Genomic DNA, 19,932 nt, shown 5'->3' with positions numbered 1-19,932 from the left:
CTGAATAATTGTTTTTGTCTTGGAAGCGTGTTGTCAAAGATCAAATGTGGGAGCTGTCGAGCCCCAGCGAGGCAGCGATGGGATCACCGCGCTGTATCTGGCAGACCGTAGCGCCTGCATCGCAGCCTCGCTGGAGCTCGACAGCTCCTACAGGGATCGCTCAAACACCCCAGCGCGGGATGTGGTGGCTGCCCATGGAAATGCACACGTTCTTGATCTCGGCGAACACTTCGAAGCTGTATTGGCCGCCTTCACGGCCGGTGCCGGAACCTTTTACCCCACCAAACGGCTGGCGCAAGTCCCGCACGTTCTGGCTGTTGATGAATACCATGCCGGCTTCGATGCCGTAGGCCAGACGATGCGCCTTGCCGATATCCTGGGTCCAGATGTACGACGCGAGGCCGTACTCGGTGTCGTTGGCCAGTTGCAGCGCTTCGGCTTCGTCCTTGAACGGAATCAGGCACACCACCGGGCCAAAGATCTCTTCCTGGGCGATGCGCATCTGGTTGTTCACATCGGCAAACACCGTGGGCTGGATAAACTGCCCGCGGCTCAAGTGCGCCGGCAGGTTGGCCGGGCGTTCCAGGCCGCCGGCCAGCAGGGTGGCGCCTTCCTCGAGGCCAATCTTGATGTAGCCGGTGACCTTGTCGTAGTGGGCCTGGGTGATCATCGAGCCGACCTGGGTCTTCGGGTCCTGTGGGTCGCCGACGATCAGGCGCTTGGCGCGGGCGGCAAATTCGGCGACGAACTGCGGGTACACGCTCTCCTGAATGAAGATCCGGCTGCCGGCGGTGCAGCGTTCACCGTTGAGCGAGAAGATAGTGAACAGTGCCGCGTCGAGGGCGCGTTCGAGGTCGGCATCTTCAAAGATCAGCACCGGCGACTTGCCGCCCAGTTCCATTGAGTACTTTTTCAACCCGGCGGTCTGCATGATTTTCTTGCCGGTAGCGGTGCCCCCGGTGAAGGAAATCGCTCGCACGTCCGGGTGGCGCACCAGTGCATCACCGGCGGTGGCGCCGTAGCCCTGGATTACGTTCAGCACGCCGTTGGGGATCCCGGCTTCGACCGCCAGGCGTCCCAGTTCATTGGCCGTCAGCGGCGACAGCTCGGACATTTTCAGCACCGCGGTATTGCCCAGCGCCAGGCACGGCGCAGTCTTCCAGGTGGCGGTCATGAACGGCACGTTCCATGGCGACACCAACGCACACACACCCACCGGCTGGTAAAGCGTGTAGTTGAGCATCTGGTCGTCCACCGGGTAACTGTGGCCGTCCATGCGGGTACAGACTTCGGCGAAGAAATCGAAGTTGTGGGAGGCGCGTGGAATAAGCACGTTTCTGGTCTGGTGGATCGGCAGGCCGGTGTCGAGGGTTTCCAGCTCGGCCAGGTGCGGCACGTTCTGTTCGATCAGTTCACCGAGCTTGCGCATCAAGCGGGCACGTTCCTTGGCCGGTGTGCCTGCCCACTTCGGAAAGGCTTCCTTGGCTGCCGCAACGGCCTGCGCCACTTCCTCGGCGCCGCCGCTGGCCACTTCACCGATGGCTTCGCCGGTGGCCGGGTTGTAGTTGATGAAGGTGTCTTTGCTTTCGACCTCACGGCCGTTGATCCAGTGTTTGATCATGTTGCTCAAGCCTCTTTCCGGGCGGAGAAGAATTCCGCCTCGCTGACAATTCGATTGACCAGGCGGCCTACGCCTTCCACTTCCACGATCACTTCATCCCCCGGCACCACATCCGCCAGGCCTTCCGGGGTGCCGGTGGCGATCATGTCGCCGGGCTGCAGGGTCATGAAGCTGGACAGGTATTCGATCAAATACGGGATGTCGAAAATCATGTCTTTCGTGCTGCCTTCCTGGCGCAGTTCATCGTTGATCCAGGTGCGCAGCTTCAGGTTGCTTGGGTCTGGCACGTCGGCGACGTCGACTATCCATGGACCCACAGGCGTGGTGGCGTCGCGGTTTTTTACCCGCAGGTTGGGGCGGTAGTAGTTTTCCAGGTAGTCACGGATCGCGTAGTCGTTGCACACCGTGTAGCCGGCCAGATACTCCAGGGCGTTCTCGCGCTTGACGTTGCGCGCCGGTTTGCCGATGACCGCCACCAGCTCGCACTCGTAGTGCATGTAGGCGACGTTGTCCGGGCGCCAGGTCACCTGGTTGTGGCCGGTGTAGGTGCCGGGGGACTTGATGAACGCCAGCGGTTCGGTCGGCGGTTTGAAGGCCAGTTCGGCGGCGTGGTCGGCGTAGTTCAGGCCCAGGGCGAACATGCTGCCGGTGGCTGGTGGCAGCCATTCGACCTGGTCTTCAGCCAGCAGGCGACCGTCGGCCAAGCGTACGGCGTTCTCAGCGTCGACCTGTACCGAATGAACTTCACCTTCAAAGCGAATACGCGCGTGTTTCATGACAGCTCCTCTGCCTTGATGTGGTTGACCAGGCGGCCCAGGCCGCTGATCTCGACTTCAACCGTGTCGCCGGGTTGCACATCCACACGGCCTTCGGGAGTGCCGGTGATCAGCACATCGCCCTCGTGCAGGGTCATGAACTCGCTGATCTCGGCGATCAACTGCGGGAGGCTGCGCACGAAGTTGGCGGTGGAGTTTTGCTGGCGCAGTTCACCGTTGACGAACAGCTTCACGCTCAGTTGGTGCGGGTTGGCAACCTGGTCGCGGGCCACCAGTTCCGGGCCCAATGCGCAGAAACCGTCCCGGCATTTGGCTTTCACCGCAGGGCGGTAGTAGCTGTCTTCCGGCAGGCTGAACTCGTTGATGATGGTGTAGCCGGCCACATGCTCCAGGGCGTTTTCGACGCTGACACGGCTGGCGGTCTTGCCAATCACCACGCCGAGTGCCGGGCCCGGTTGCAGGCGTTCACCTTGAGGGTGCAGCACCACGCCGTCGTGGCCGTTGCGGGTGTTGGGCGTCTTGATGAACAGCACCGGCTTCACCGGCGGTTTCTGGTAAGGCGCTTGTTCGAATTCGGCGAGACGTTGATTCAGCAACCCCTGGTAGTTCAGCGCAACGCCGAACAGGGTGCCGTTCGCAACATCATGCAGGGCACGGCTCATGCTTTTCTCCTGGCAGTGGCGGGGCAGATTCGGGCCTGCTCCGTGGGATATTCGTTAACCTGTTAACGTTATAATTAAGATGTTAACTATCGTCAAGCGTGGCAATATTTCAGGGCACTCAAAACAACAAAGAGAATGCAGTGATGAGCGATCGTCAGCCGATCCCCAACATCAACATCGGGCAGGTCTACGACCAGCGTTACAGCGATGCCGAGGTGCACTACGACCGGCTCGGCAACCTGGCGGGATTTTTTGGGCGGAACATGCCGGTGCATCGTCACGACCGGTTTTTCCAGGTGCATTACGTCAAGACTGGCGCGGTGCGGGTCTATCTGGACGACCAGCAGTACCTCGAATCCGGGCCGATGTTTTTCCTCACGCCGCCGACGGTGGCGCATTCCTTCGTCACCGAAGCCGACGCCGACGGCCATGTGCTGACCGTGCGCCAGCAACTGGTGTGGGCCTTGATTGACGCCGACCCGGGCCTGGCCCCCGGCGCGCAATTGCCGGCGGCCTGTGTGGCGTTGGCGCGGCTGGCACCGGAGTTTCAGCCCGAAGTGCGCCGCCTGGAATTCCTGTTCGATGAGCTGTGCAGCGAGATCAACGCCCAGGCCAGCGGGCGCAGTTCGGCGCTGGACAGCCTGACGCGCCTGATCATGATCAGCCTGCTGCGGCTCTGCGCCAATTCCCTGGAGGCTCGGCCGGCACGTCACGAAGACCTGCGAATCTTCCACCGCTTCAACGAACTGATCGAAGACCACTACCTGCAACACTGGCCGCTGTCGCGTTATGCCGACGGTATCGGCGTCACTGAAGCGCGGCTCAACGAGGTGTGTCGGCGGATCGCCGACCTGCCCTCGAAACGCTTGATCCTCGAACGGCTGATGCAGGAAGCCCGGCGCCTGTTGCTGTTCACCGGCAACTCGGCGAATGAAATCTGCTACCAGCTGGGGTTCAAGGACCCGGCGTATTTCAGCCGGTTCTTCCAGCGCTACGCGCAAATGACGCCGGGGGAATACCGCCAGCGTCAATCGGGGTTGCGTTGAGGCGCCCGGCGTTACCACAGGGCCACGGTGTAGCCGATGATCACCCGGCTTTCGTCGATGTCGCTGGTCAGGCCGTTGCTTGAGCGCAGGGTGGCGTTGCGCAGCCGCACGTTGACGTTCTTCAGCGGGCCGCTTTGCACGGTGTAGACCAGGTCGGTGTCGCGCTCCCATTCCCGGCCGTTGCGCACCGTGGCGGTTTGCGCGTGGCTGCCGTCGACGTAGCGGGTCATGAAGGTCAGGCCCGGTAGGCCGAGGGCGGCGAAGTTGTAGTCGTAGCGCGCCTGCCACGCGTCGGTGTTGGCCTTGGTGAAGATATTGATGGTCACCAGGTTGACCGAGTACGGGTCTTGCCCCGGGAAGGCAAAGTCGCCGTCACCGGAAAGGCTCTGAAAGCCCAGGCCGAATTTGTGTGCGCCCACCGACAGGCTGAACATGCCGTTGAAAAAGCGGTTGTCGATCCGGCCGCCGTCCACGCGGGTAGGGCTGCGCAGCAGTGCGCTGCCTTGCTCGCGGGTGTCGAAGTAGCGCAGGTCGGTGCGCAGGTTCACGCCTTGGGCCAGCGGCAGGTCATGCACCAGGCCGATGAAATTCTGGCGGTAGATGTCCTGCATTTGCGCGTAGTAATAAGTCGCCGCCAGGTGCGGATTGATTGCGTAGGTGCCGCCGGCCAGGTCCAGGTGGCTGCTGGTGACGCCGCCGTAGCTCATGGATTCTTTGTTGGAGGAGTCCCGCAGGTTCTGCTTTTCCAGGCGGCCGACGTTCAACGTCAGGCCGTCGATGTCCTGGGAGGTCACCAGTTCACCGTTGTAGGTCGACGGCAGCAGCCGGGTGTCGTTGTAGGCGGCCACCGGTAAAACCGGTTGCAGGGTGCCGAGCTTGAGCACGGTTTTCGACAGGCGCAATTTGGCGGTCAGGCCCAGTTCGCTGTAGCTGTCGGCCGGCTCGCCGCTGGCGCCAAACGGCAATAACCCGGTGCCACGGCGGTCGCGGCTGGAATCGAGTTTCAAGCCCATTTCACCCAAGGCATCCACGCCAAAACCGACCACGCCTTCGGTGTAGCCTGATTCCAGGCGCAGCACAAAACCTTGCGCCCATTCGTCCGCTTTGTTCTGCGGCGCGTTGGTCTGGCGAAAGTCGCGGTTCATGTAGAAATTGCGCAGGTCCAGGCTGGCTTTGCTGTCCTGGATGAAATCGGCGTGGGCGACCAGAGGGGTAAACGCGGCGCACAGGCCAGCGCTTGCCGCCGTGCGAAAGAGGCACGAATGCATGAGGGGCGTTCCTTTTGTTGTTTTTGTTGGTATGCGCCCTCTGCTAGGTCAGGGGCGGCATATTGTTAACATGTTATCTATAGTCTGAATAGCGGGATTGGCAGGTTTTTTAAAAATCGTTTACAGATTAATGATTTGTTCCCTGCCTCGGGTTGCATGCACACGGTACCGACCCTAAGCTTCGACGCTTCGACCTCTACTGCGCGTGAACCATGCCCACCCCTAGACCGTCCCTTACGCTCACCTTGCTCCAGGCCCGCGAAGCGACCATGGCGTTCTTCCGGCCACTGCTCAATGAACATGACCTGACCGAACAGCAATGGCGGGTGATCCGCATCCTGCGCCAGCAGGGTGAACTCGAAAGCCACCAACTGGCGCACCTCGCGTGCATCCTCAAGCCGAGCATGACCGGCGTGCTGGGGCGGCTGGAGCGTGACGGTATCGTGCGCCGGCGCAAATCCGCCGAAGACCAGCGCCGGGTGTTCGTCGCCCTGACCGAACAGGGCCAGCAGTGTTTCGTCGACATGAGCGCCGGGATGGAAAGCAACTATCAGAAGATTCAGGAGCAGTTCGGCGAGGAATCCCTGGAGCAATTGATGGAGTTGCTCCAAAAGCTGAAAGGCATCAAACCGTAATATTCAAAAAATTGGCTGAAGCCTGTCCCTTTTTTCACGTGGCTGGTCATTCCAGGTAAGTGAACAAAATCGAGAGCTTCTGCCAATGCCCGCAATACGCCCGCTGCTGAATTTCAGCCTGATGCTGAGCCTGAGTGCCAGCCCGTTGTTCGTCCCCATCAGCTACGCCGAAGACGGCGCGTCCCGGCGCAGCTACCAGGTGCCGGCCGGCAGCCTGAGCGCCGCGCTGACCCGTTTCGCCGGCCTGGCCGGGGTCAACCTCTCGGTAGACCCGGCGCTGGTCAGCGGCCGTAACAGCAGCGGGTTGTCCGGCGAATACGGCGTCGAAGAAGGGTTTGCCCGCTTGCTGCAAGGCTCGGGCCTGCAACTGCAACCCATGGGTGAGCAGGCCTACATGCTGACCCCGATTCCGGAAGGCGGCAGCCTGCAATTGGCGCCCACCTCGATTCTTGGCACCGTCGGCGATGCCGGCAGCGAGTCCTTCGCCGGTGGCCAGGTGGCACGCCGTGGCTCCCAGGGCCTGCTGGGCTCACGGGATTTCATGGAAACCCCGTTCAGCATGACCACCTACACCAGCGAGGCAGTCAAGAACCAGCAGGCGCGCACCCTCGGCGACCTGATCGCCAGCGACCCCTCGGTGCGCGCCACCAACCCGGCGGGCGGGCGCTATGAGCAATTCACCATTCGCGGCTTCAGCCTGTTTAACAGTGATGTCGCCTACAACGGTCTCTACGGCGTGCTGCCGACCTACACCATCGACATGGAGATGGCCGAGCGCGTCGACATCATCAAAGGTCCCAGCCAGTTGATCAACGGCATCTCGCCACGGGGCAGCGTCGGCGGCGGGATCAACGTGGTGCCCAAGCGCGCTACCGACAAGCCCATCACCTCGTTTACCGGCAGTTGGGCCTCCGACAGCCAGGCGGGCGGGGCCGTGGACATAGGCCGGCGTTTTGGTGAAGACAACAAATTCGGCCTGCGTTTCAACGGCGTGAAGCAGTCCGGCGACACCGCCTGGGACGACCAGAATGTCGACCGCGAAATGGCCGTGCTGGGCCTGGATTTTCGCGGTGAACGCCTGCGCCTCTCCACCGACATCGGCCGCACCGAGCGCGACACCGACGCCCCGCAAGAGCGTGTGCAAGTTGGGCCCAATGCCAAGGTGCCGAGTGCCAACGACGTGCGCCACAACTACGCGCAACCCTGGAGCAAGGCGAGTACCAATGACACCTTCGGCACGGTCAACGGGGAGTTCGACCTCAGCGACAACGTGATGCTCTACGGCGGCGTCGGCGCGCGTAAAAGTAACCACGACTTCCTGCGCCATGCCGTGTCGGTGACCAACAATGCCGGTGACTTCAGCGTGCAGCCCCGCGACTTCACCCGCGACGAAAACGTGCGCACTGCCACGGCGGGCGTGCGCAACTGGTTCCATACCGGCCCGGTGAGCCATGAAGTCAACCTGGCAGCCAGCTACTTCTACATGGACTTCGAAAACGGTGGCGCGCGCTATGCCGCAGCCCCGAGCAATCTCTACAACCCGGTGGAAACACCTACGCCAAGCCGGCCAACGCGATTTGACTCGAAGGTCTACACCGAAAACCGCTTCAGCGGCGTCGCGTTGTCCGACACCCTGGGCTTCTTCGATGACCGGCTGCTGCTGACCCTTGGTGCGCGCTGGCAGCGGGTCAAGGTGGATGACTGGACCGACAACGTCAAAGGCGACACCGCCTACGACGAGGAAAAAATCTCACCGTCGGGCGGCATCCTGTTCAAGGCCACCGACAAGTTCTCGCTGTATGCCAACTACATGGAAGGTCTGAGCCAAGGCAAGATCGCGCCGTCGACCTCGATCAACGAGGATGAAATCTTCCCGCCCTTCATCAGCCGCCAGGTTGAAGTCGGGGCCAAGTACGACGCGGGGGCGTTCGCGGTCACCGCTGCGGTGTTCCGGATCAAGCAGCCAGCCTACGAGACCAACGCCACCACGCGGGTCTTCGGCCCCAACGGCAAGCGCCAGAACGACGGCGTCGAACTCAGCGTGTTCGGCGAACCGCTCAAGGGCTTCCGCCTGCTGGGCGGGGTGATGTACATCGACAGCGAATTGACCAACACCACCAACGGCACCTTCGACGGCAACCGCGCGCCGGCCACGCCCAAGTACAACGTCAACCTCGGCGCCGAGTGGGATGTGCCCACCGTTGAAGGCCTGACCCTGACCAGCCGCGGGATCTATTCCAGCTCGCAGTACCTGGACCAGTCCAACGTCAAGGAAATCGACGCCTGGACCCGTCTTGATGTTGGCGCACGCTACGCCTTCAAGGTCGACGACAAGCACATCACCCTGCGGGCCAATGTCGAAAACGTGGCCAACCGGCGCTACTGGAGTTCGGCCGGTGCCTCGGATGACAGCGAGCCGGGTTTGACCTTGTCGACGCCGCGCACGTATCTGCTGTCGGCGACCGTCGACTTCTAGCCGCCATCGCGCCACAGGGAAGTGGCACTCTTGCGTAGTTCAAAATTAAACGACGGAAAGTTCAATGATTAGTGATGTTACAAAGGGCTGGCTATTTGCGATCGTGAACTAAGTGTAAATATTTTAGTCGATGTGTTTAACAAGATTTTATGAATTATGGCGAACTAATGGCCTTGGTCAGTAGTTCTAAAAGGCCATGATTTGCTACGGTTGTCCTGCACATCGCTTGTGTGCAGGGTCTTGATCTTGTTCAAGGCGCCGCTGGGACTAGTTGTTGTTTCTGCACCCTTGAAACAGCCTCTTAAACTAGTTGTCCAGAATGGTGCAGATGTCTCAACCGATACCGTCAACGCCCATCGATGCATGCCGAATGCAGATTCCGGATACCGAACAGGTGTGCGCGTGGCTGATGCAACAGGCCGGTTTGAAAACCGTCGACCTGGAACGCGCCCGGCGGTTGTCCCTGGAGTCCGACGACAACGGATTGCTCGGCCTGCTGACGCGCCTGGGGCTGGTTTCCGAAGTGGAACTGGCGCGGGCCTGGGCCGATTTGCTCGGCGCACCGTTGCTGCTGGCGGACGCCGCACCGCCCGTGCTCGACCCACTGCCGGCGCTGACCGAACGCTTCATGCGCCATTACCAGGTGGTGCCGGTGGGCTGGAGCCACGGCGGGCTGCGAGTGTTGGCGGCCAACCCGGCGTTGCTGTATCCGTTCCAGGCCCTGGCGTATGCGTGCGGCGTGCCGGTGTGGCTGGCGGTCGGGCCGCGCAATGAAGTCGAAACCCTGATCGAGCGCTACTACGGCCAGGGCCGTTCGGCCATGGGCACCCTGATCGAAAACCTCGATGAACAAGGCGGCGCCCTGGAAGACATCGAACACCTCAAGGACATGGCCTCCGAGGCGCCGGTGATTCGCCTGGTCAACCTGATCCTGCAACGGGCCGTGGAGCACCGCGCTTCGGACATCCATATCGAACCCTTCGAAAACCAGCTCAAGGTGCGCTACCGCATCGACGGTGTGCTGCATGAAGCCGAAGCGCCGCCGTCGAGTTCTTCGGCGGCGGTGATTTCCCGGGTCAAGATCATGGCGCGCCTCGACATTGCCGAGCGCCGCCTGCCGCAGGACGGTCGGATCATGTTGCGCATTCAGGGCAAGGAACTGGACCTGCGGGTGTCCACGGTGCCCACCAGTTTTGGCGAGTCGGTGGTGATGCGCCTGCTGGACCGCCAGACCGTGCAGTTCGATTTCCAGAGCCTGGGTTTTGATGGCCAGCGCCTGGAAACCTTTCTTGAAGTGCTCGAGCGACCCCACGGCATCCTGCTGGTCACCGGGCCCACCGGCTCGGGTAAAACCACCACGCTCTATACCGCGCTTTCGCGGCTCAATACCGCCGAGCGCAAGATCATCACCGTCGAAGACCCGGTGGAATACCAACTGGAAGGCATCAACCAGATCCAGGTCAAGCCGGCCATCGGGCTGGACTTCGCCGGCGCGCTGCGATCCATCGTGCGCCAGGACCCGGACGTGATCATGATCGGTGAAATCCGCGACCTCGAAACCTGCCGCATCGCCATCCAGTCCTCCCTGACCGGCCACCTGGTGCTCTCGACCCTGCACACCAACAGTGCCGCAGCGAGTATCACGCGCCTGCTGGACATGGGGGTGGAGAGCTACCTGATCGCTTCGACCGTCAATGGCATCCTCGCCCAGCGCCTGGTGCGCCGCCTCGACCCGGCGACACGTGAGGCGTTCGAAGCGCCGCCGGAGTTGATCGAGGAACACTGCCTCGACCGCTTCACCGACCAGCGCCCGGTCCTGCTTTACCGGCCTCGCGCCAACGCCCCCGGCGGCGGTTACCACGGCCGCAGTGCAATCACCGAATTGCTGGTGATGAATGACGAACTGCGCAGCTTGTTGATGCGCCAGGCCGACGCCGCGACCCTCGAACAAGCCGCCCGCCGTGGTGGCTTGCGCACCCTGCATGAAGAAGGCCTGCGCCAGGCGGTGGCCGGTGTCACGTCCCTTGAAGAAGTGCTGCGCGTCACCCGTGGAGAGGGCGCGTGAGCCTGTTCAAATACCGCGCCCTGGACAGCCAGGGCGTCGTGCAGAACGGCACCCTCGAAGCCAGGGACCAGGCCGCCGCCGTCGCCGCACTGCACAAGCGTGGCCTGCTGCTGTTGCACATCGATGCCGCCGGTGCCCAAGGGCTGCGCAATACCTTCGGGCGTGGCCAGTTGAATGGCGCGGCGCTGGTCAGCTTTACCCAGCAACTGGCCACGCTGCTGGGAGCCGGCCAACCGCTGGAACGCTCCCTGGGCATCCTGCTCAAGCAACCCGGCCAACCGCAGACCCGTGCGCTGATCGAGCGTATTCGCGAGCACGTCAAAGCGGGCAAGCCATTGTCGGCAGCGCTGGAAGAGGAGGGCAGCCAGTTTTCGCCGCTGTATCTGAGCATGGTGCGTGCCGGTGAGGCGGGCGGCGCGCTGGAGAACACCCTGCGCCAACTCAGTGACTACCTGGAACGCAGCCAGTTGTTAAGAGGCGAGGTGATCAACGCGTTGATCTATCCCGCCTTCCTGGTGGTGGGCGTGCTCGGCTCCCTGGCGCTGTTGCTGGCTTACGTAGTGCCGCAGTTCGTGCCGATCTTCAACGATCTGGGTGTGCCGATCCCGTTGATCACCGAAGTGATTCTGGGCCTTGGCCAGTTCCTCGGCGCCTATGGCCTGGCGGTGCTCGCCGGGTTGATCGTGACGGTCTGGGCCCTGGCGGCACGCCTGCGCAACCCACGACACCGCGAACAGTACGACCGGCGCGTGCTGGGTATCCGCGTTATCGGCCCGCTGTTGCAGCGGGTCGAAGCCGCGCGCCTGGCACGCACCCTCGGCACCTTGCTGAGCAACGGCGTGGCGCTGCTGCAAGCGCTGGTGATCGCCCGCCAGGTCTGCACCAACCGTGCCTTGCAGGCACAAGTGGCTCAGGCCGCCGAGTCGGTGAAAGGCGGCGGCACCCTGACCAGTGCGTTTGGCAGCCAACCGCTGCTGCCGGACCTGGCCCTGCAAATGATTGAAGTCGGCGAACAGGCCGGTGAACTGGACAGCATGCTGCTCAAGGTCGCCGACGTGTTTGACGTCGAAGCCAAGCGTGGCATCGACCGCCTGCTCGCCGCCCTGGTGCCGTCCCTGACCGTGGTCATGGCGGTGCTGGTGGCGGTGATCATGCTGGCGATCATGCTGCCGCTGATGAGCCTGACCAGCAATATATGAAAATCCGAGGAAGCAAGCCGATGCGCCATACCCGTTTCAAACCCGCCCGCCGCCAAGGCGGTTTCACCTTGCTGGAAATGCTCGCGGTGATCGTGTTGCTGGGCATCGTCGCCACCATCGTAGTGCGCCAGGTAGGTGGCAACGTCGACAAGGGCAAATACGGCGCAGGCAAGGCGCAACTGGCCAGCCTGAGCATGAAGATCGAGAGCTACGGCCTGGACGTCGGTTCGCCCCCCAAAACCCTCCAGCAATTGGTCGACAAGCCCGGCAACACTGCCGGCTGGGCCGGGCCGTACGCCAAGCCCTCAGACCTCAAGGACCCGTTCGGCCATGCCTTCGGCTATCGCTTCCCGGGTGAACATGGCGCCTTCGACCTGATCTTCTACGGTCAGGACGGCCAGCCCGGCGGCGAAGGCTACAGCGCCGACCTGGGCAACTGGGAATAATGCCGGCCCTCCAACGCGGCTTTACCCTGCTGGAGATGCTGGTAGTGATCGTGTTGATCAGCATCGCGGCCGGGTTGGTGGGATTTGGCCTGCAACAAGGCCTGCGGGTAGCGAAAGAGCGCCAGGTGGTCGGGCAGATGGTGGATGCCCTGCGCAGCACCCGGGCGCGGGCGATTGTCAGCGGCACATCGGCCAAGACCGTTTTCGACTTGGACCGGCTGAGCTTTCAGGCGCCGGGGCAACCCATCAAGCACTGGCCGGCCGACCTGCAAGTCACCCTGCACACCGCCGAACACGCCGGCGCTGCGGTGGAGTTTTACCCCGACGGCAGCTCCACCGGCGGCAACCTGTTGTTGGCCAATGGCACGCGGCGCTGGCGCATCGACGTCGGCTGGCTGACCGGCAGCGTGCAGTCCAAGGCATTGCCATGAAGCGTCAGTCGGGTTTCACCTTGCTGGAGATGCTCGCAGCGCTGACCCTTATGGCGATCTGCAGCACAGTGTTGCTGGTCGCGTTCGGCCAAAGCGCGCGCTCGCTGTTGCAGGTGGCCCACAGCGACCGCCTGACCCATGCCGCCTTGAGCGTGATGGATCAGGAGGCGTCGGGGCCCCTGGCCAGTGGCGTGCGCCAGGGCGAGCTCGACGGCATTGCCTGGCAATTGCGCGTCGCCCAGCAGCCCACCCGCATCGGTCAGCCACATTTGTTTCGCCTCGATCTCAGCGTCAGCGAAGGTCCGCGCCACGCCCATTTCAGTACCTTGAAACTGCGCGCCAGCCGCGACGGGAGCCTCCAGTGAAGCAGCAGCGGGGCTTCACGTTGCTCGAAATCATGATCGTGCTCAGCCTGCTGGGCGTGTTGTTGGCCCTGGTGGGCGGCGCGCTCCTGGGAGCCAATCGTGCAGTACTCAAAGCGCAGCGCTACACCGTCAGCCTGGATGAAAGTCGCGCCGCGCAACAGTTCCTGCGCACGTCCATCAGCGAGGCGCTGCCCCTGGACGTGACCGAGGACGACAGCCAGACCAACGGTTTTTTTGTCGGCGCTCCCCAGCGCCTGCAATTCGTCGCGACCTTGCCGGGCGTGCTCGGCGGCGGCATCCAGCGTTTCACCTTGCAGTTGCGCGAGGGCGAGTTGCAAGTGGCGTTCGCCCGGTTTGAGTCCGGCGCCCAAGCCAGCGTGCCGGCCACCCGCAGCGAGCCGCAGGTGTTGTTGAAGAACGTCGACGACCTGCAATTCAGCTATCGCGGCCTGTCGCCCAAGGGCCAGGCCACCGGTTGGATCAGTGACTGGCCGTGGACCAAACGCCTGCCTTATGCGGTACGCATTGCAGCACAGGTCAACGGACCGGTGCCGTGGGTCACCCAAGTGGTTGCCCTGCGGCTGAACCTCTCCGGCGGAGAATCAGGCGAATGAAGCGTCAGCGCGGCGTTGCACTGCTGCTGGTGCTGTGGGTGCTGGCGTTGCTCAGCCTGCTGCTGGGCGGCCTGGCCGGGTGGGTACAGCTGGAAAGTCGCCAGGCCCTGTGGCATCGCCAGCATACCCAGGCGTTGCTGGCGGCGGAGGCGGGTGTGGCGTTGGCCATGCAGGCCCTGGCCGACCCGCTGCAACGCAAGCAATGGATCGCCGACGGCCGCGAAATGCCGCTGGTATTTGATGACGCACAGCTCCACGTAAGCCTGCACAGCGAGCGCGGCAAACTGTATTTGAACAGCGCCGAGACGGCCGACTTTGCCCGCCTGGCCCTGGTCTGCGGCGCCACCCAGGCCCAGGCCAGCCGGCTCGCCAGGGACCTGGAAGTGCGGCGCAACGCAGGCCTGGCGCCGTTCCGCGTGGTGGAGGAAGTGCGGCAATTGCCCGGCATGACCCAGGCGCTGTACAGCCGGATGGCCCCGGAAATCAGTTTGTGGAGTGGCCTGGACCGGCCTGATCCCGCCTTCGCCAGCCCCTTGATGCGCCACGCTTTGAACCTGCCCCGGCAGAGCGCGGTAGGGGCCGACCCCGGTGACGTGCTGGTGATCGACAGCCGCGCACAACGCCCCGGCGGTTACCACGCCCGGTTACGAACCACGGTTTTATTGAGCCCATCGGAGGGAAGCGCACAACCTTATCGGGTGCTGCGTTGGCAAGAATGAATCCATACCTTTCGGCGTCAGTGGCGCGCCTTCAACAGCTGGCCGAACCGCTCACCCGGCGCTGGCGCGGCAGCCTGCTGCAAGTGGGCTGGCGCCTGTGGCTCAAGGAGCTGCGTGGCTGCCTGCCGGCGTGGCTGTCGGTCCGTGACATCCCCGAGCACCGCTACCACTGGCCGTTGACCGAGCCGGTGGCAAAACCTGCCGGCGAAGTGCGCCAGGTGCTGGTGCTCGCGCCCTCGGCAGTGCTGCTGCAAACCCTGCCACTGCCTTTGGCGGCCGCGCGCAACCTGTCGACGGTGGTGGGTTATGAACTGGACCGCTTTACCCCGTTCGAGGCTGAACAGTTGTACTTCGTGGCCCGTCAGGAGCGGCGCAGCGCCACGCATGTGCAAGTGACCCTGGTGGCGATTCTGCGGGAGCGGCTGGATCAAATTCTGGTGGACTGCGCTGCCCTCGGTTTGCAACCCCACGCGGTGGATGTAGATGGTCCTATGGGCATCGATTTGCTGCCGGCGCCGTTGCGCCCACGCCAACGCCCGGCGGGGAAGGGTTTGCAACGCAGCCTGCCATGGCTGTGCGGTGCCTTGCTGATCGCCGCGATGCTGCTGTGGCTCAACGACCGCCAGCGGGTGCTCGACGTCATGCGTGAGCAGGTGCAGCAGCAAAAAGCCCAGGTCGCCGAGGTCCAGAGCCTGCGCCAGCAATTGCTCAATACCCGTGGCGCTGCGCAGTACCTGATTCGCCGCAAGTCGGCACAACCGCCGTTGGCGGCGCTGCTCAACGAACTGACCGCCTGCCTGCCCGCCGACACCTGGATCGACCAGTTGGAGGTCAACGACGGCGCCGACGTGTCCTTCTCCGGGCAGAGCGCCAAGGCGAGTGCCCTGATCACCCGGATCAAGGCCTGCCACAGCCTGGAAAACCCCCAGTTCGAAGGGGTGATCCAACCCGATGCGCAAACCGGCAAGGATCAGTTTTCCTTGCGCGCCCACTTGCACCAGGAGGCCGCCGATGCGCCGACCACTGACACCCCGTGAACGTCGCGGCGCCGCCTTGCTGGTCCTGGTGCTGGTGCTGGGCGGCGGTTACTGGCTGCTGATCGACAGCTGGTTCGCCGGGCCGTTGCGCGCCATGGGCGAGCAGGCCGAACAGCTGCGCGAACAACAGCAACGCTATGCGGGCCTGCTGCACCAGGGCGCCGCTCTGCGTGAGCAACTGGAACAAGCCCGCCAGGACCCGGCCAGCAGCACCAGCCTGTTGCCGGGAGATGACCCCAGCGCCGTGGCGGCGGACCTGATGCAGCGCATCGCCGACCTGATCAACAGCCGCGCCGGCCTCGGCGGCGGCTGCAGCCTGACCCAGCGCATGCCCATCACCCCGGAGCAGGACGACACCGAGCCCTATCGCCAGGTCAAAGTCAGCCTGACCCTCAACTGCGCCATCGAACCCCTGACTGCGATCCTGCACGAGCTGGAGTACCAGCGACCGTTCCTGTTCGTGGATGAAATGAGCGTCCGTCGCGGTCCGAATGCCCCCGCCAGCGGCGGTGCCGGAAAGCTGGTGGTGCACCTGTTGGTGCGCGGTTATCTGCAACCGGCAGCCGTCACGCAGGCCCGCCGATGATCAATTCATTGCGCCCCCTCGAGTGGGGATTGCTCGGTGTGGCCGGGCTGCTGGGCCTGCTGGTGGTGGGCATCTTGAGCAGCATCGGCGATGCGCCGCAGTGGCTGGACGAGCCTGCCTCCGCCGCGCGCGCCAATGCGTCAGCCAAGGTTCACGTGGCCCCGAGTGCGACCCTGGAAAGCCTCGCCGGCACCTGGCAGGCGCCGCTGTTCAGCCCCGACCGCAGCCCCGATGCCGCCGTGGGTCAGGCCGAGATTTCCAGCCTGTCGAGCCTGAAGCTGACCGGCGTGCTGCTCGACGGCGACCTGCGCGTCGCGTTGCTCAAGCCTGCGGACGGTCCGCCGCTCAAGGTCCACCAAGGCCAGACCCTGCCCAACGGCTGGCGCCTGGAACACCTGACACCGCTGCACGCCCGTTTTGTACTGGAGGGCCGCACGCAAACCCTGAGCCTCAGCGTTCCGCGTTTGCCGCCGCCGTCCACCACCCCCCGATTTCCCTTCCTCACGAGCCCGCCCCTTGATCGATACTTCCCCTCGCGCCTTGCGCACCACCGTGTTTTGCCTGGCCACCGCCGTCGCCCTGGGCGGCTGTGGGTCATTCCCCGATCACCTCGACCCGGACGATGCCTTGCTTCACGAGGCGATGCAGGGCACCGGTTCGCAACGCCCGCCCGAGGACCCGGCCAGCGAGTCGCCTGCTGCCGACAGTCGCCAACCCCAGACGCCCACGCCGCCCCAGCGCCAGTTGATTCGCGGTAATCAGCAGTTTGTGCGCCAGCCCGCACCGGCGCCTGCGGTCAAGGATGAAGCCAGCGGCGACATCGTGTTCAACTTCGCCGACCAGCCGATTGAAGCGGTGATCAACAGCGTCATGGGTGACTTGTTGCACGAGAACTACAGCATCGCCCAAGGCGTGAAAGGCAACGTAAGCTTCTCCACCTCAAAGCCGGTGAACAAGAAACAGGCGCTGTCGATCCTCGAGACCCTGCTGTCCTGGACCGATAACGCGATGATCCGCCAGGGCCAGCGCTACGTGATCCTGCCCGCCAACCAGGCGGTGGCGGGCAAGCTGGTGCCGGAAATGAGCGTGTCGCAACCCTCCAGCGGGCTCTCCGCAAGGCTGTTTCCGCTGCGCTATATCTCGGCCACGGAAATGCAGAAACTGCTCAAGCCGTTCGCCCGGGAAAATGCGTTCCTGCTGGTGGACCCGGCGCGCAACGTGCTGAGCCTGGCCGGTACGCCCGATGAGCTGGCCAATTACCAGGACACCATCGACACCTTTGATGTCGACTGGCTCAAGGGCATGTCGGTGGGCGTATTCGGTTTGCAACGGGCTTCGGTCGCGGAGTTGATGCCCGAGCTGCAAAAGATGTTCGGCCCCGACAGCGGCATGCCTTTGGCGGGCATGGTGCGCTTCCTGCCCATTGAGCGGACCAATTCGGTGGTGGCGATCTCGTCCCAGCCGCAGTACCTCAGCGAAGTCGGCGACTGGATTCACACCATCGACGAAGGTGGCGGCAACGAGCCGCAGATGTACGTCTACGACGTGCGCAACATGAAGGCCACGGACCTCGCCAAATACCTGCGGCAGATCTACGGCACCGGCGCGATCAAGGACGATACGCCGGCCAAGGTGGCGCCGGGTCTGCGCACGGCGACCTTGTCCTCACTCAACACCAGCGGCGGCACCTCGGGTGGCCTGAACAACAGCGGCAATAACCCGCCCGTCAGCGACGACGAAGACCAGGCCCCGGCCGCCAGCGAAGACAGTGAAAACACGGAGCAAGGCGTTGCCGAAGGCACGACCGGCAAAAGCCTCGACGCCGGCACCCGGATCACCGCGCAAAAAAGCAGTAACCAGTTGCTGGTACGCACCCGCCCGGTACAGTGGAAGGAGATCGAATCGGCGATCAAACGCCTCGACAACCCGCCGCTGCAGGTGCAGATCGAGACGCGCATTCTCGAAGTCAAACTCACCGGCGAACTGGACCTCGGGGTGCAATGGTACCTGGGCCGCCTGGCGGGCAATTCCACCAGCACCACGGTGGCCAATACCCCAGGCAGCCAGGGCGCCCTGGGCGGTGGCGGTGCGGGATTGGGCGCGGATTCGCTGTTCTATTCCTTCGTCAGCTCCAACCTGCAAGTGGCCTTGCACGCCCTGGAAACCAACGGCCGCACCCAGGTGCTGTCGGCGCCGTCGCTGGTGGTGATGAACAACCAGCCGGCGCAGATCCAGGTGGGCGACAACATCCCCATCAGCCAGACCACGGTCAACACCGGCAACGCCGACAGCACCTTGAGCAGCGTCGAATACGTGCAGACCGGGGTGATCCTCGACGTGGTGCCGCGCATCAACCCAGGCGGCCTGGTGTACATGGACATCCAGCAACAGGTCAGCGACGCCGAGAACCAAACCACCAACAGCAGTGACACGCCCAACAACCCGCGCATCTCCACGCGTTCGGTGTCCACCCAGGTGGCGGTGCAAAGTGGCCAGACCGTGTTGCTCGGCGGGCTGATCAAGCAGGACAACGCCGAGAGCGTCAGTGCGGTGCCGTACCTGGGGAAAATCCCCGGGCTGCGCTGGTTGTTTGGCAACACCAGCAAGTCCAAGGACCGCACCGAACTGATCGTGCTGATCACCCCCCGGGTGATTACCAGCAGCGGCCAGGCGCGGCAGGTGACGGATGACTATCGCCAGCAGATGCAGCTGTTGCGGCCGGCGAACTAGTTCGCGCTACCGGTTGGGAGTCTGGATTTTTGCTTCTGTATCCTGGTCGATGATCTCGCGCAGCGTCTGAAAAATCGGCTCGGCGCTGGTGTGTTTCTTGCCATAGGCCAGATTGAAGGCGTAGTCGAAGTCGGGCGGGTTCAGGCCCTGGTTGTGTTGCAGCAGGGTCTCCAGCTTGTCCAGGGCTTTGACTGCCTTGGCCTCGGCAGAGCGGGCGTTTTCGTAGTCGTCCCACAGGGCCAGGATTTCGGCTCGCAACGGTTCATCCAGTGCTCGGGTCAGTAACAACAGATCGTCGTGTTCTTGCTGGCTCTTGTTGGGGAACTGCGCCTGGTTGACCGCCGGGATGTCGCCGTGGATGGCCTCTCCCAGGTCGTGGATTACGCACATCTTGAGAATTTTCAGCAGGTCGAGGCCGGCCAGTTCATCCCCGAAGGTAATTGCCATCAGGCACAGGCGCCAGCTGTGTTCCGCGGTGCTCTCGGTGCGACCGGAAGAGGTATGCGCGCTTCTGAGCACGTCCTTGAGTTTTTCCGCTTCGCGCAGGAAGTCGAGGCGGCCCTTGAGTTTTTCGATGTCCATGAATCTGCCCCGGCAGGGTCGCGGTTAAGGATTAAAGACTAGGCGCGGTGGTGCGAAGCGTCCACGCATAAAATATGCGCCGGGCGGTTAGAGGGTTTCGACCAGGCGCGCGGCGGTGCCATCGCTCAGCGGGATGCGGGTCCAGCGGCACAGGCTCTGGCGGATCGGTACAACCGTGGAATCGTTGGTGCCGGTGATGAACTCCAGGGCCGGCGGGGCGAGGCTGTCGCGCCAGCCCGAGTCATCCAGCGCGGATTCCATGCGCAGGATTTCCGGCGTCACGAAGCGCCACAGTGAATGCCCCAGCAGGTCGGTCAACGGGCTGCTGAACTCGGCAGCACGGGAGGCCGAGCAAGCCAACAAACGGTGGGTCAGGTCACACACCAGGTGCATGGGCCGCGGGCTTTCCTTGACCAGTCGCGCGAGGGCTTGATCGGCGGCGGCCTCCAGACGTGCGGCCAGCAACTGTTCAAGGTGTTGGTGCGCTGCAGGCTCCATGGCCTGCACACCACTTTCCCAGCGGGAAATGGTCGACTGGGTGACGTGGAACAACTCGGCGGCGTGAGCCTGTTTGACGCGGTGCAGCAGACGCCATCGTCTCAGCGCAATACCGGGCAGGGCAGGCTTGAGCAACAGGTCGGACATTTTTCACATTCCGGGGAAGGCGGTGACGG

Annotated in this window: 19 protein-coding genes and 1 pseudogene; 14 read left to right on the top strand and 6 right to left on the bottom strand. The window is 63.4% G+C overall.

Translation table 11 applies throughout. The features are described 5' to 3' along the window. Positions 1-160 precede the first annotated feature (160 nt). Genes hpaE through JFU58_RS04065 form a run of 3 tightly spaced genes read right to left on the bottom strand, consistent with a single transcriptional unit; the run spans position 161 to position 3,059 of the window. Complete coding sequence (hpaE, locus tag JFU58_RS04075; RefSeq protein WP_201139891.1) at positions 161-1,621, bottom strand: 5-carboxymethyl-2-hydroxymuconate semialdehyde dehydrogenase; 1,461 nt, start codon at positions 1,619-1,621, stop codon at positions 161-163. A 5-nt stretch (positions 1,622-1,626) separates the two neighbouring features. Then, positions 1,627-2,397, bottom strand: a complete 771-nt coding sequence (locus JFU58_RS04070; RefSeq protein WP_201139890.1) for a fumarylacetoacetate hydrolase family protein — start codon at positions 2,395-2,397, stop codon at positions 1,627-1,629. Continuing rightward, positions 2,394-3,059, bottom strand: coding sequence for a fumarylacetoacetate hydrolase family protein (locus JFU58_RS04065; RefSeq protein WP_063031552.1), 666 nt, complete (start codon positions 3,057-3,059; stop codon positions 2,394-2,396). The genes JFU58_RS04070 and JFU58_RS04065 overlap by 4 nt, the downstream gene beginning before the upstream one ends. Positions 3,060-3,202: 143 nt before the next feature. On the opposite strand from JFU58_RS04065, the gene hpaA reads away from it, so the two are divergent. Beyond that, the gene (hpaA, locus tag JFU58_RS04060; RefSeq protein ID WP_177070574.1) at positions 3,203-4,105 is read left to right on the top strand and encodes a 4-hydroxyphenylacetate catabolism regulatory protein HpaA; all 903 of its coding nucleotides are present in this window, start codon (positions 3,203-3,205) and stop codon (positions 4,103-4,105) included. Between the two features lie 11 nt (positions 4,106-4,116). On the opposite strand, the gene JFU58_RS04055 is transcribed toward hpaA, so the two are convergent. Further along, positions 4,117-5,373: an OprD family porin gene (locus tag JFU58_RS04055; protein WP_201139889.1), complete on the bottom strand. Its 1,257-nt coding sequence runs from the start codon at positions 5,371-5,373 to the stop codon at positions 4,117-4,119. Positions 5,374-5,585: 212 nt separating this feature from the next. Here JFU58_RS04055 and hpaR point away from each other — a divergent pair, with 212 nt between their 5' ends. The 13 genes and pseudogenes from hpaR (at position 5,586) to gspD (ending at position 18,676) form a co-directional block, all read left to right on the top strand. Then, the gene (gene hpaR, locus JFU58_RS04050; RefSeq protein ID WP_010175430.1) at positions 5,586-6,008 is read left to right on the top strand and encodes a homoprotocatechuate degradation operon regulator HpaR; all 423 of its coding nucleotides are present in this window, start codon (positions 5,586-5,588) and stop codon (positions 6,006-6,008) included. A gap of 85 nt (positions 6,009-6,093) precedes the next feature. Next, on the top strand, positions 6,094-8,484 hold the full coding sequence (locus JFU58_RS04045) for a TonB-dependent receptor (protein ID WP_201139888.1): 2,391 nt from the start codon (positions 6,094-6,096) through the stop codon (positions 8,482-8,484). A 328-nt stretch (positions 8,485-8,812) separates the two neighbouring features. Further along, the gene (gene gspE / locus JFU58_RS04040) at positions 8,813-10,549 is read left to right on the top strand and encodes a type II secretion system ATPase GspE (RefSeq protein ID WP_446739975.1); all 1,737 of its coding nucleotides are present in this window, start codon (positions 8,813-8,815) and stop codon (positions 10,547-10,549) included. Further along, complete coding sequence (gspF, locus tag JFU58_RS04035) at positions 10,546-11,748, top strand: type II secretion system inner membrane protein GspF (protein ID WP_201139886.1); 1,203 nt, start codon at positions 10,546-10,548, stop codon at positions 11,746-11,748. Before gspE ends, gspF begins: the two co-directional genes overlap by 4 nt. A gap of 20 nt (positions 11,749-11,768) precedes the next feature. After that, the gene (gene gspG / locus JFU58_RS04030; protein WP_003209911.1) at positions 11,769-12,194 is read left to right on the top strand and encodes a type II secretion system major pseudopilin GspG; all 426 of its coding nucleotides are present in this window, start codon (positions 11,769-11,771) and stop codon (positions 12,192-12,194) included. Beyond that, the gene (locus JFU58_RS04025) at positions 12,194-12,625 is read left to right on the top strand and encodes a GspH/FimT family pseudopilin (RefSeq protein WP_063031542.1); all 432 of its coding nucleotides are present in this window, start codon (positions 12,194-12,196) and stop codon (positions 12,623-12,625) included. The genes gspG and JFU58_RS04025 overlap by 1 nt, the downstream gene beginning before the upstream one ends. Further along, positions 12,622-12,990, top strand: coding sequence for a prepilin-type N-terminal cleavage/methylation domain-containing protein (locus JFU58_RS04020; RefSeq protein WP_063031541.1), 369 nt, complete (start codon positions 12,622-12,624; stop codon positions 12,988-12,990). Before JFU58_RS04025 ends, JFU58_RS04020 begins: the two co-directional genes overlap by 4 nt. Next, the gene (locus JFU58_RS04015) at positions 12,987-13,604 is read left to right on the top strand and encodes a prepilin-type N-terminal cleavage/methylation domain-containing protein (RefSeq protein WP_201139885.1); all 618 of its coding nucleotides are present in this window, start codon (positions 12,987-12,989) and stop codon (positions 13,602-13,604) included. The genes JFU58_RS04020 and JFU58_RS04015 overlap by 4 nt, the downstream gene beginning before the upstream one ends. Continuing rightward, positions 13,601-14,323 (top strand): general secretion pathway protein GspK, encoded by a 723-nt coding sequence (locus tag JFU58_RS04010; protein WP_201139884.1) that lies wholly within the window; start codon positions 13,601-13,603, stop codon positions 14,321-14,323. The genes JFU58_RS04015 and JFU58_RS04010 overlap by 4 nt, the downstream gene beginning before the upstream one ends. Next, complete coding sequence (locus tag JFU58_RS04005; protein ID WP_201139883.1) at positions 14,320-15,360, top strand: PilN domain-containing protein; 1,041 nt, start codon at positions 14,320-14,322, stop codon at positions 15,358-15,360. The genes JFU58_RS04010 and JFU58_RS04005 overlap by 4 nt, the downstream gene beginning before the upstream one ends. Then, positions 15,335-15,946 (top strand): type II secretion system protein GspM, encoded by a 612-nt coding sequence (gspM, locus tag JFU58_RS04000; protein WP_201139882.1) that lies wholly within the window; start codon positions 15,335-15,337, stop codon positions 15,944-15,946. The genes JFU58_RS04005 and gspM overlap by 26 nt, the downstream gene beginning before the upstream one ends. Next, a pseudogene (locus tag JFU58_RS03995) lies at positions 15,943-16,466 on the top strand (hypothetical protein). The gene gspM and the pseudogene JFU58_RS03995 overlap by 4 nt, the downstream one beginning before the upstream one ends. Further along, on the top strand, positions 16,463-18,676 hold the full coding sequence (gene gspD, locus JFU58_RS03990) for a type II secretion system secretin GspD (protein ID WP_201139881.1): 2,214 nt from the start codon (positions 16,463-16,465) through the stop codon (positions 18,674-18,676). The pseudogene JFU58_RS03995 and the gene gspD overlap by 4 nt, the downstream one beginning before the upstream one ends. Before the next feature lie 6 nt (positions 18,677-18,682). On the opposite strand, the gene JFU58_RS03985 is transcribed toward gspD, so the two are convergent. Further along, entirely contained in the window at positions 18,683-19,258 is a 576-nt protein-coding gene (locus JFU58_RS03985) for an HD domain-containing protein (RefSeq protein ID WP_201139880.1), read from the bottom strand. A gap of 87 nt (positions 19,259-19,345) precedes the next feature. Next, positions 19,346-19,903, bottom strand: coding sequence for a helix-turn-helix domain-containing protein (locus JFU58_RS03980; RefSeq protein WP_201139879.1), 558 nt, complete (start codon positions 19,901-19,903; stop codon positions 19,346-19,348). Positions 19,904-19,932 lie beyond the last annotated feature (29 nt).

The sequence above is a fragment of the Pseudomonas sp. TH34 genome (assembly GCF_016650865.1).
GTDB classification, from domain to species: Bacteria; Pseudomonadota; Gammaproteobacteria; order Pseudomonadales; family Pseudomonadaceae; genus Aquipseudomonas; species Aquipseudomonas yamanorum.
Note: the sequence above shows the minus strand (reverse complement) of the source record. Positions and strands in the feature narration are given on the sequence as shown.

What these genes read in the sequence shown, in the direction of transcription:
- JFU58_RS04045 (WP_201139888.1), top strand. Translation starts at nt 6,094, where the DNA reads ATGCCCGCAATACGCCCGCTGCTGAATTTCAGCCTGATGCTGAGCCTG.
- JFU58_RS04055 (WP_201139889.1), bottom strand. Translation starts at nt 5,373, where the DNA reads ATGCATTCGTGCCTCTTTCGCACGGCGGCAAGCGCTGGCCTGTGCGCC.
- JFU58_RS04005 (WP_201139883.1), top strand. Translation starts at nt 14,320, where the DNA reads ATGAATCCATACCTTTCGGCGTCAGTGGCGCGCCTTCAACAGCTGGCC.
- JFU58_RS04070 (WP_201139890.1), bottom strand. Translation starts at nt 2,397, where the DNA reads ATGAAACACGCGCGTATTCGCTTTGAAGGTGAAGTTCATTCGGTACAG.
- JFU58_RS04025 (WP_063031542.1), top strand. Translation starts at nt 12,194, where the DNA reads ATGCCGGCCCTCCAACGCGGCTTTACCCTGCTGGAGATGCTGGTAGTG.
- gspE (WP_446739975.1), top strand. Translation starts at nt 8,813, where the DNA reads ATGTCTCAACCGATACCGTCAACGCCCATCGATGCATGCCGAATGCAG.
- gspG (WP_003209911.1), top strand. Translation starts at nt 11,769, where the DNA reads ATGCGCCATACCCGTTTCAAACCCGCCCGCCGCCAAGGCGGTTTCACC.
- JFU58_RS04020 (WP_063031541.1), top strand. Translation starts at nt 12,622, where the DNA reads ATGAAGCGTCAGTCGGGTTTCACCTTGCTGGAGATGCTCGCAGCGCTG.
- hpaR (WP_010175430.1), top strand. Translation starts at nt 5,586, where the DNA reads ATGCCCACCCCTAGACCGTCCCTTACGCTCACCTTGCTCCAGGCCCGC.
- JFU58_RS04010 (WP_201139884.1), top strand. Translation starts at nt 13,601, where the DNA reads ATGAAGCGTCAGCGCGGCGTTGCACTGCTGCTGGTGCTGTGGGTGCTG.
- hpaA (WP_177070574.1), top strand. Translation starts at nt 3,203, where the DNA reads ATGAGCGATCGTCAGCCGATCCCCAACATCAACATCGGGCAGGTCTAC.
- JFU58_RS04065 (WP_063031552.1), bottom strand. Translation starts at nt 3,059, where the DNA reads ATGAGCCGTGCCCTGCATGATGTTGCGAACGGCACCCTGTTCGGCGTT.
- JFU58_RS03985 (WP_201139880.1), bottom strand. Translation starts at nt 19,258, where the DNA reads ATGGACATCGAAAAACTCAAGGGCCGCCTCGACTTCCTGCGCGAAGCG.
- hpaE (WP_201139891.1), bottom strand. Translation starts at nt 1,621, where the DNA reads ATGATCAAACACTGGATCAACGGCCGTGAGGTCGAAAGCAAAGACACC.
- gspM (WP_201139882.1), top strand. Translation starts at nt 15,335, where the DNA reads ATGCGCCGACCACTGACACCCCGTGAACGTCGCGGCGCCGCCTTGCTG.
- JFU58_RS03980 (WP_201139879.1), bottom strand. Translation starts at nt 19,903, where the DNA reads ATGTCCGACCTGTTGCTCAAGCCTGCCCTGCCCGGTATTGCGCTGAGA.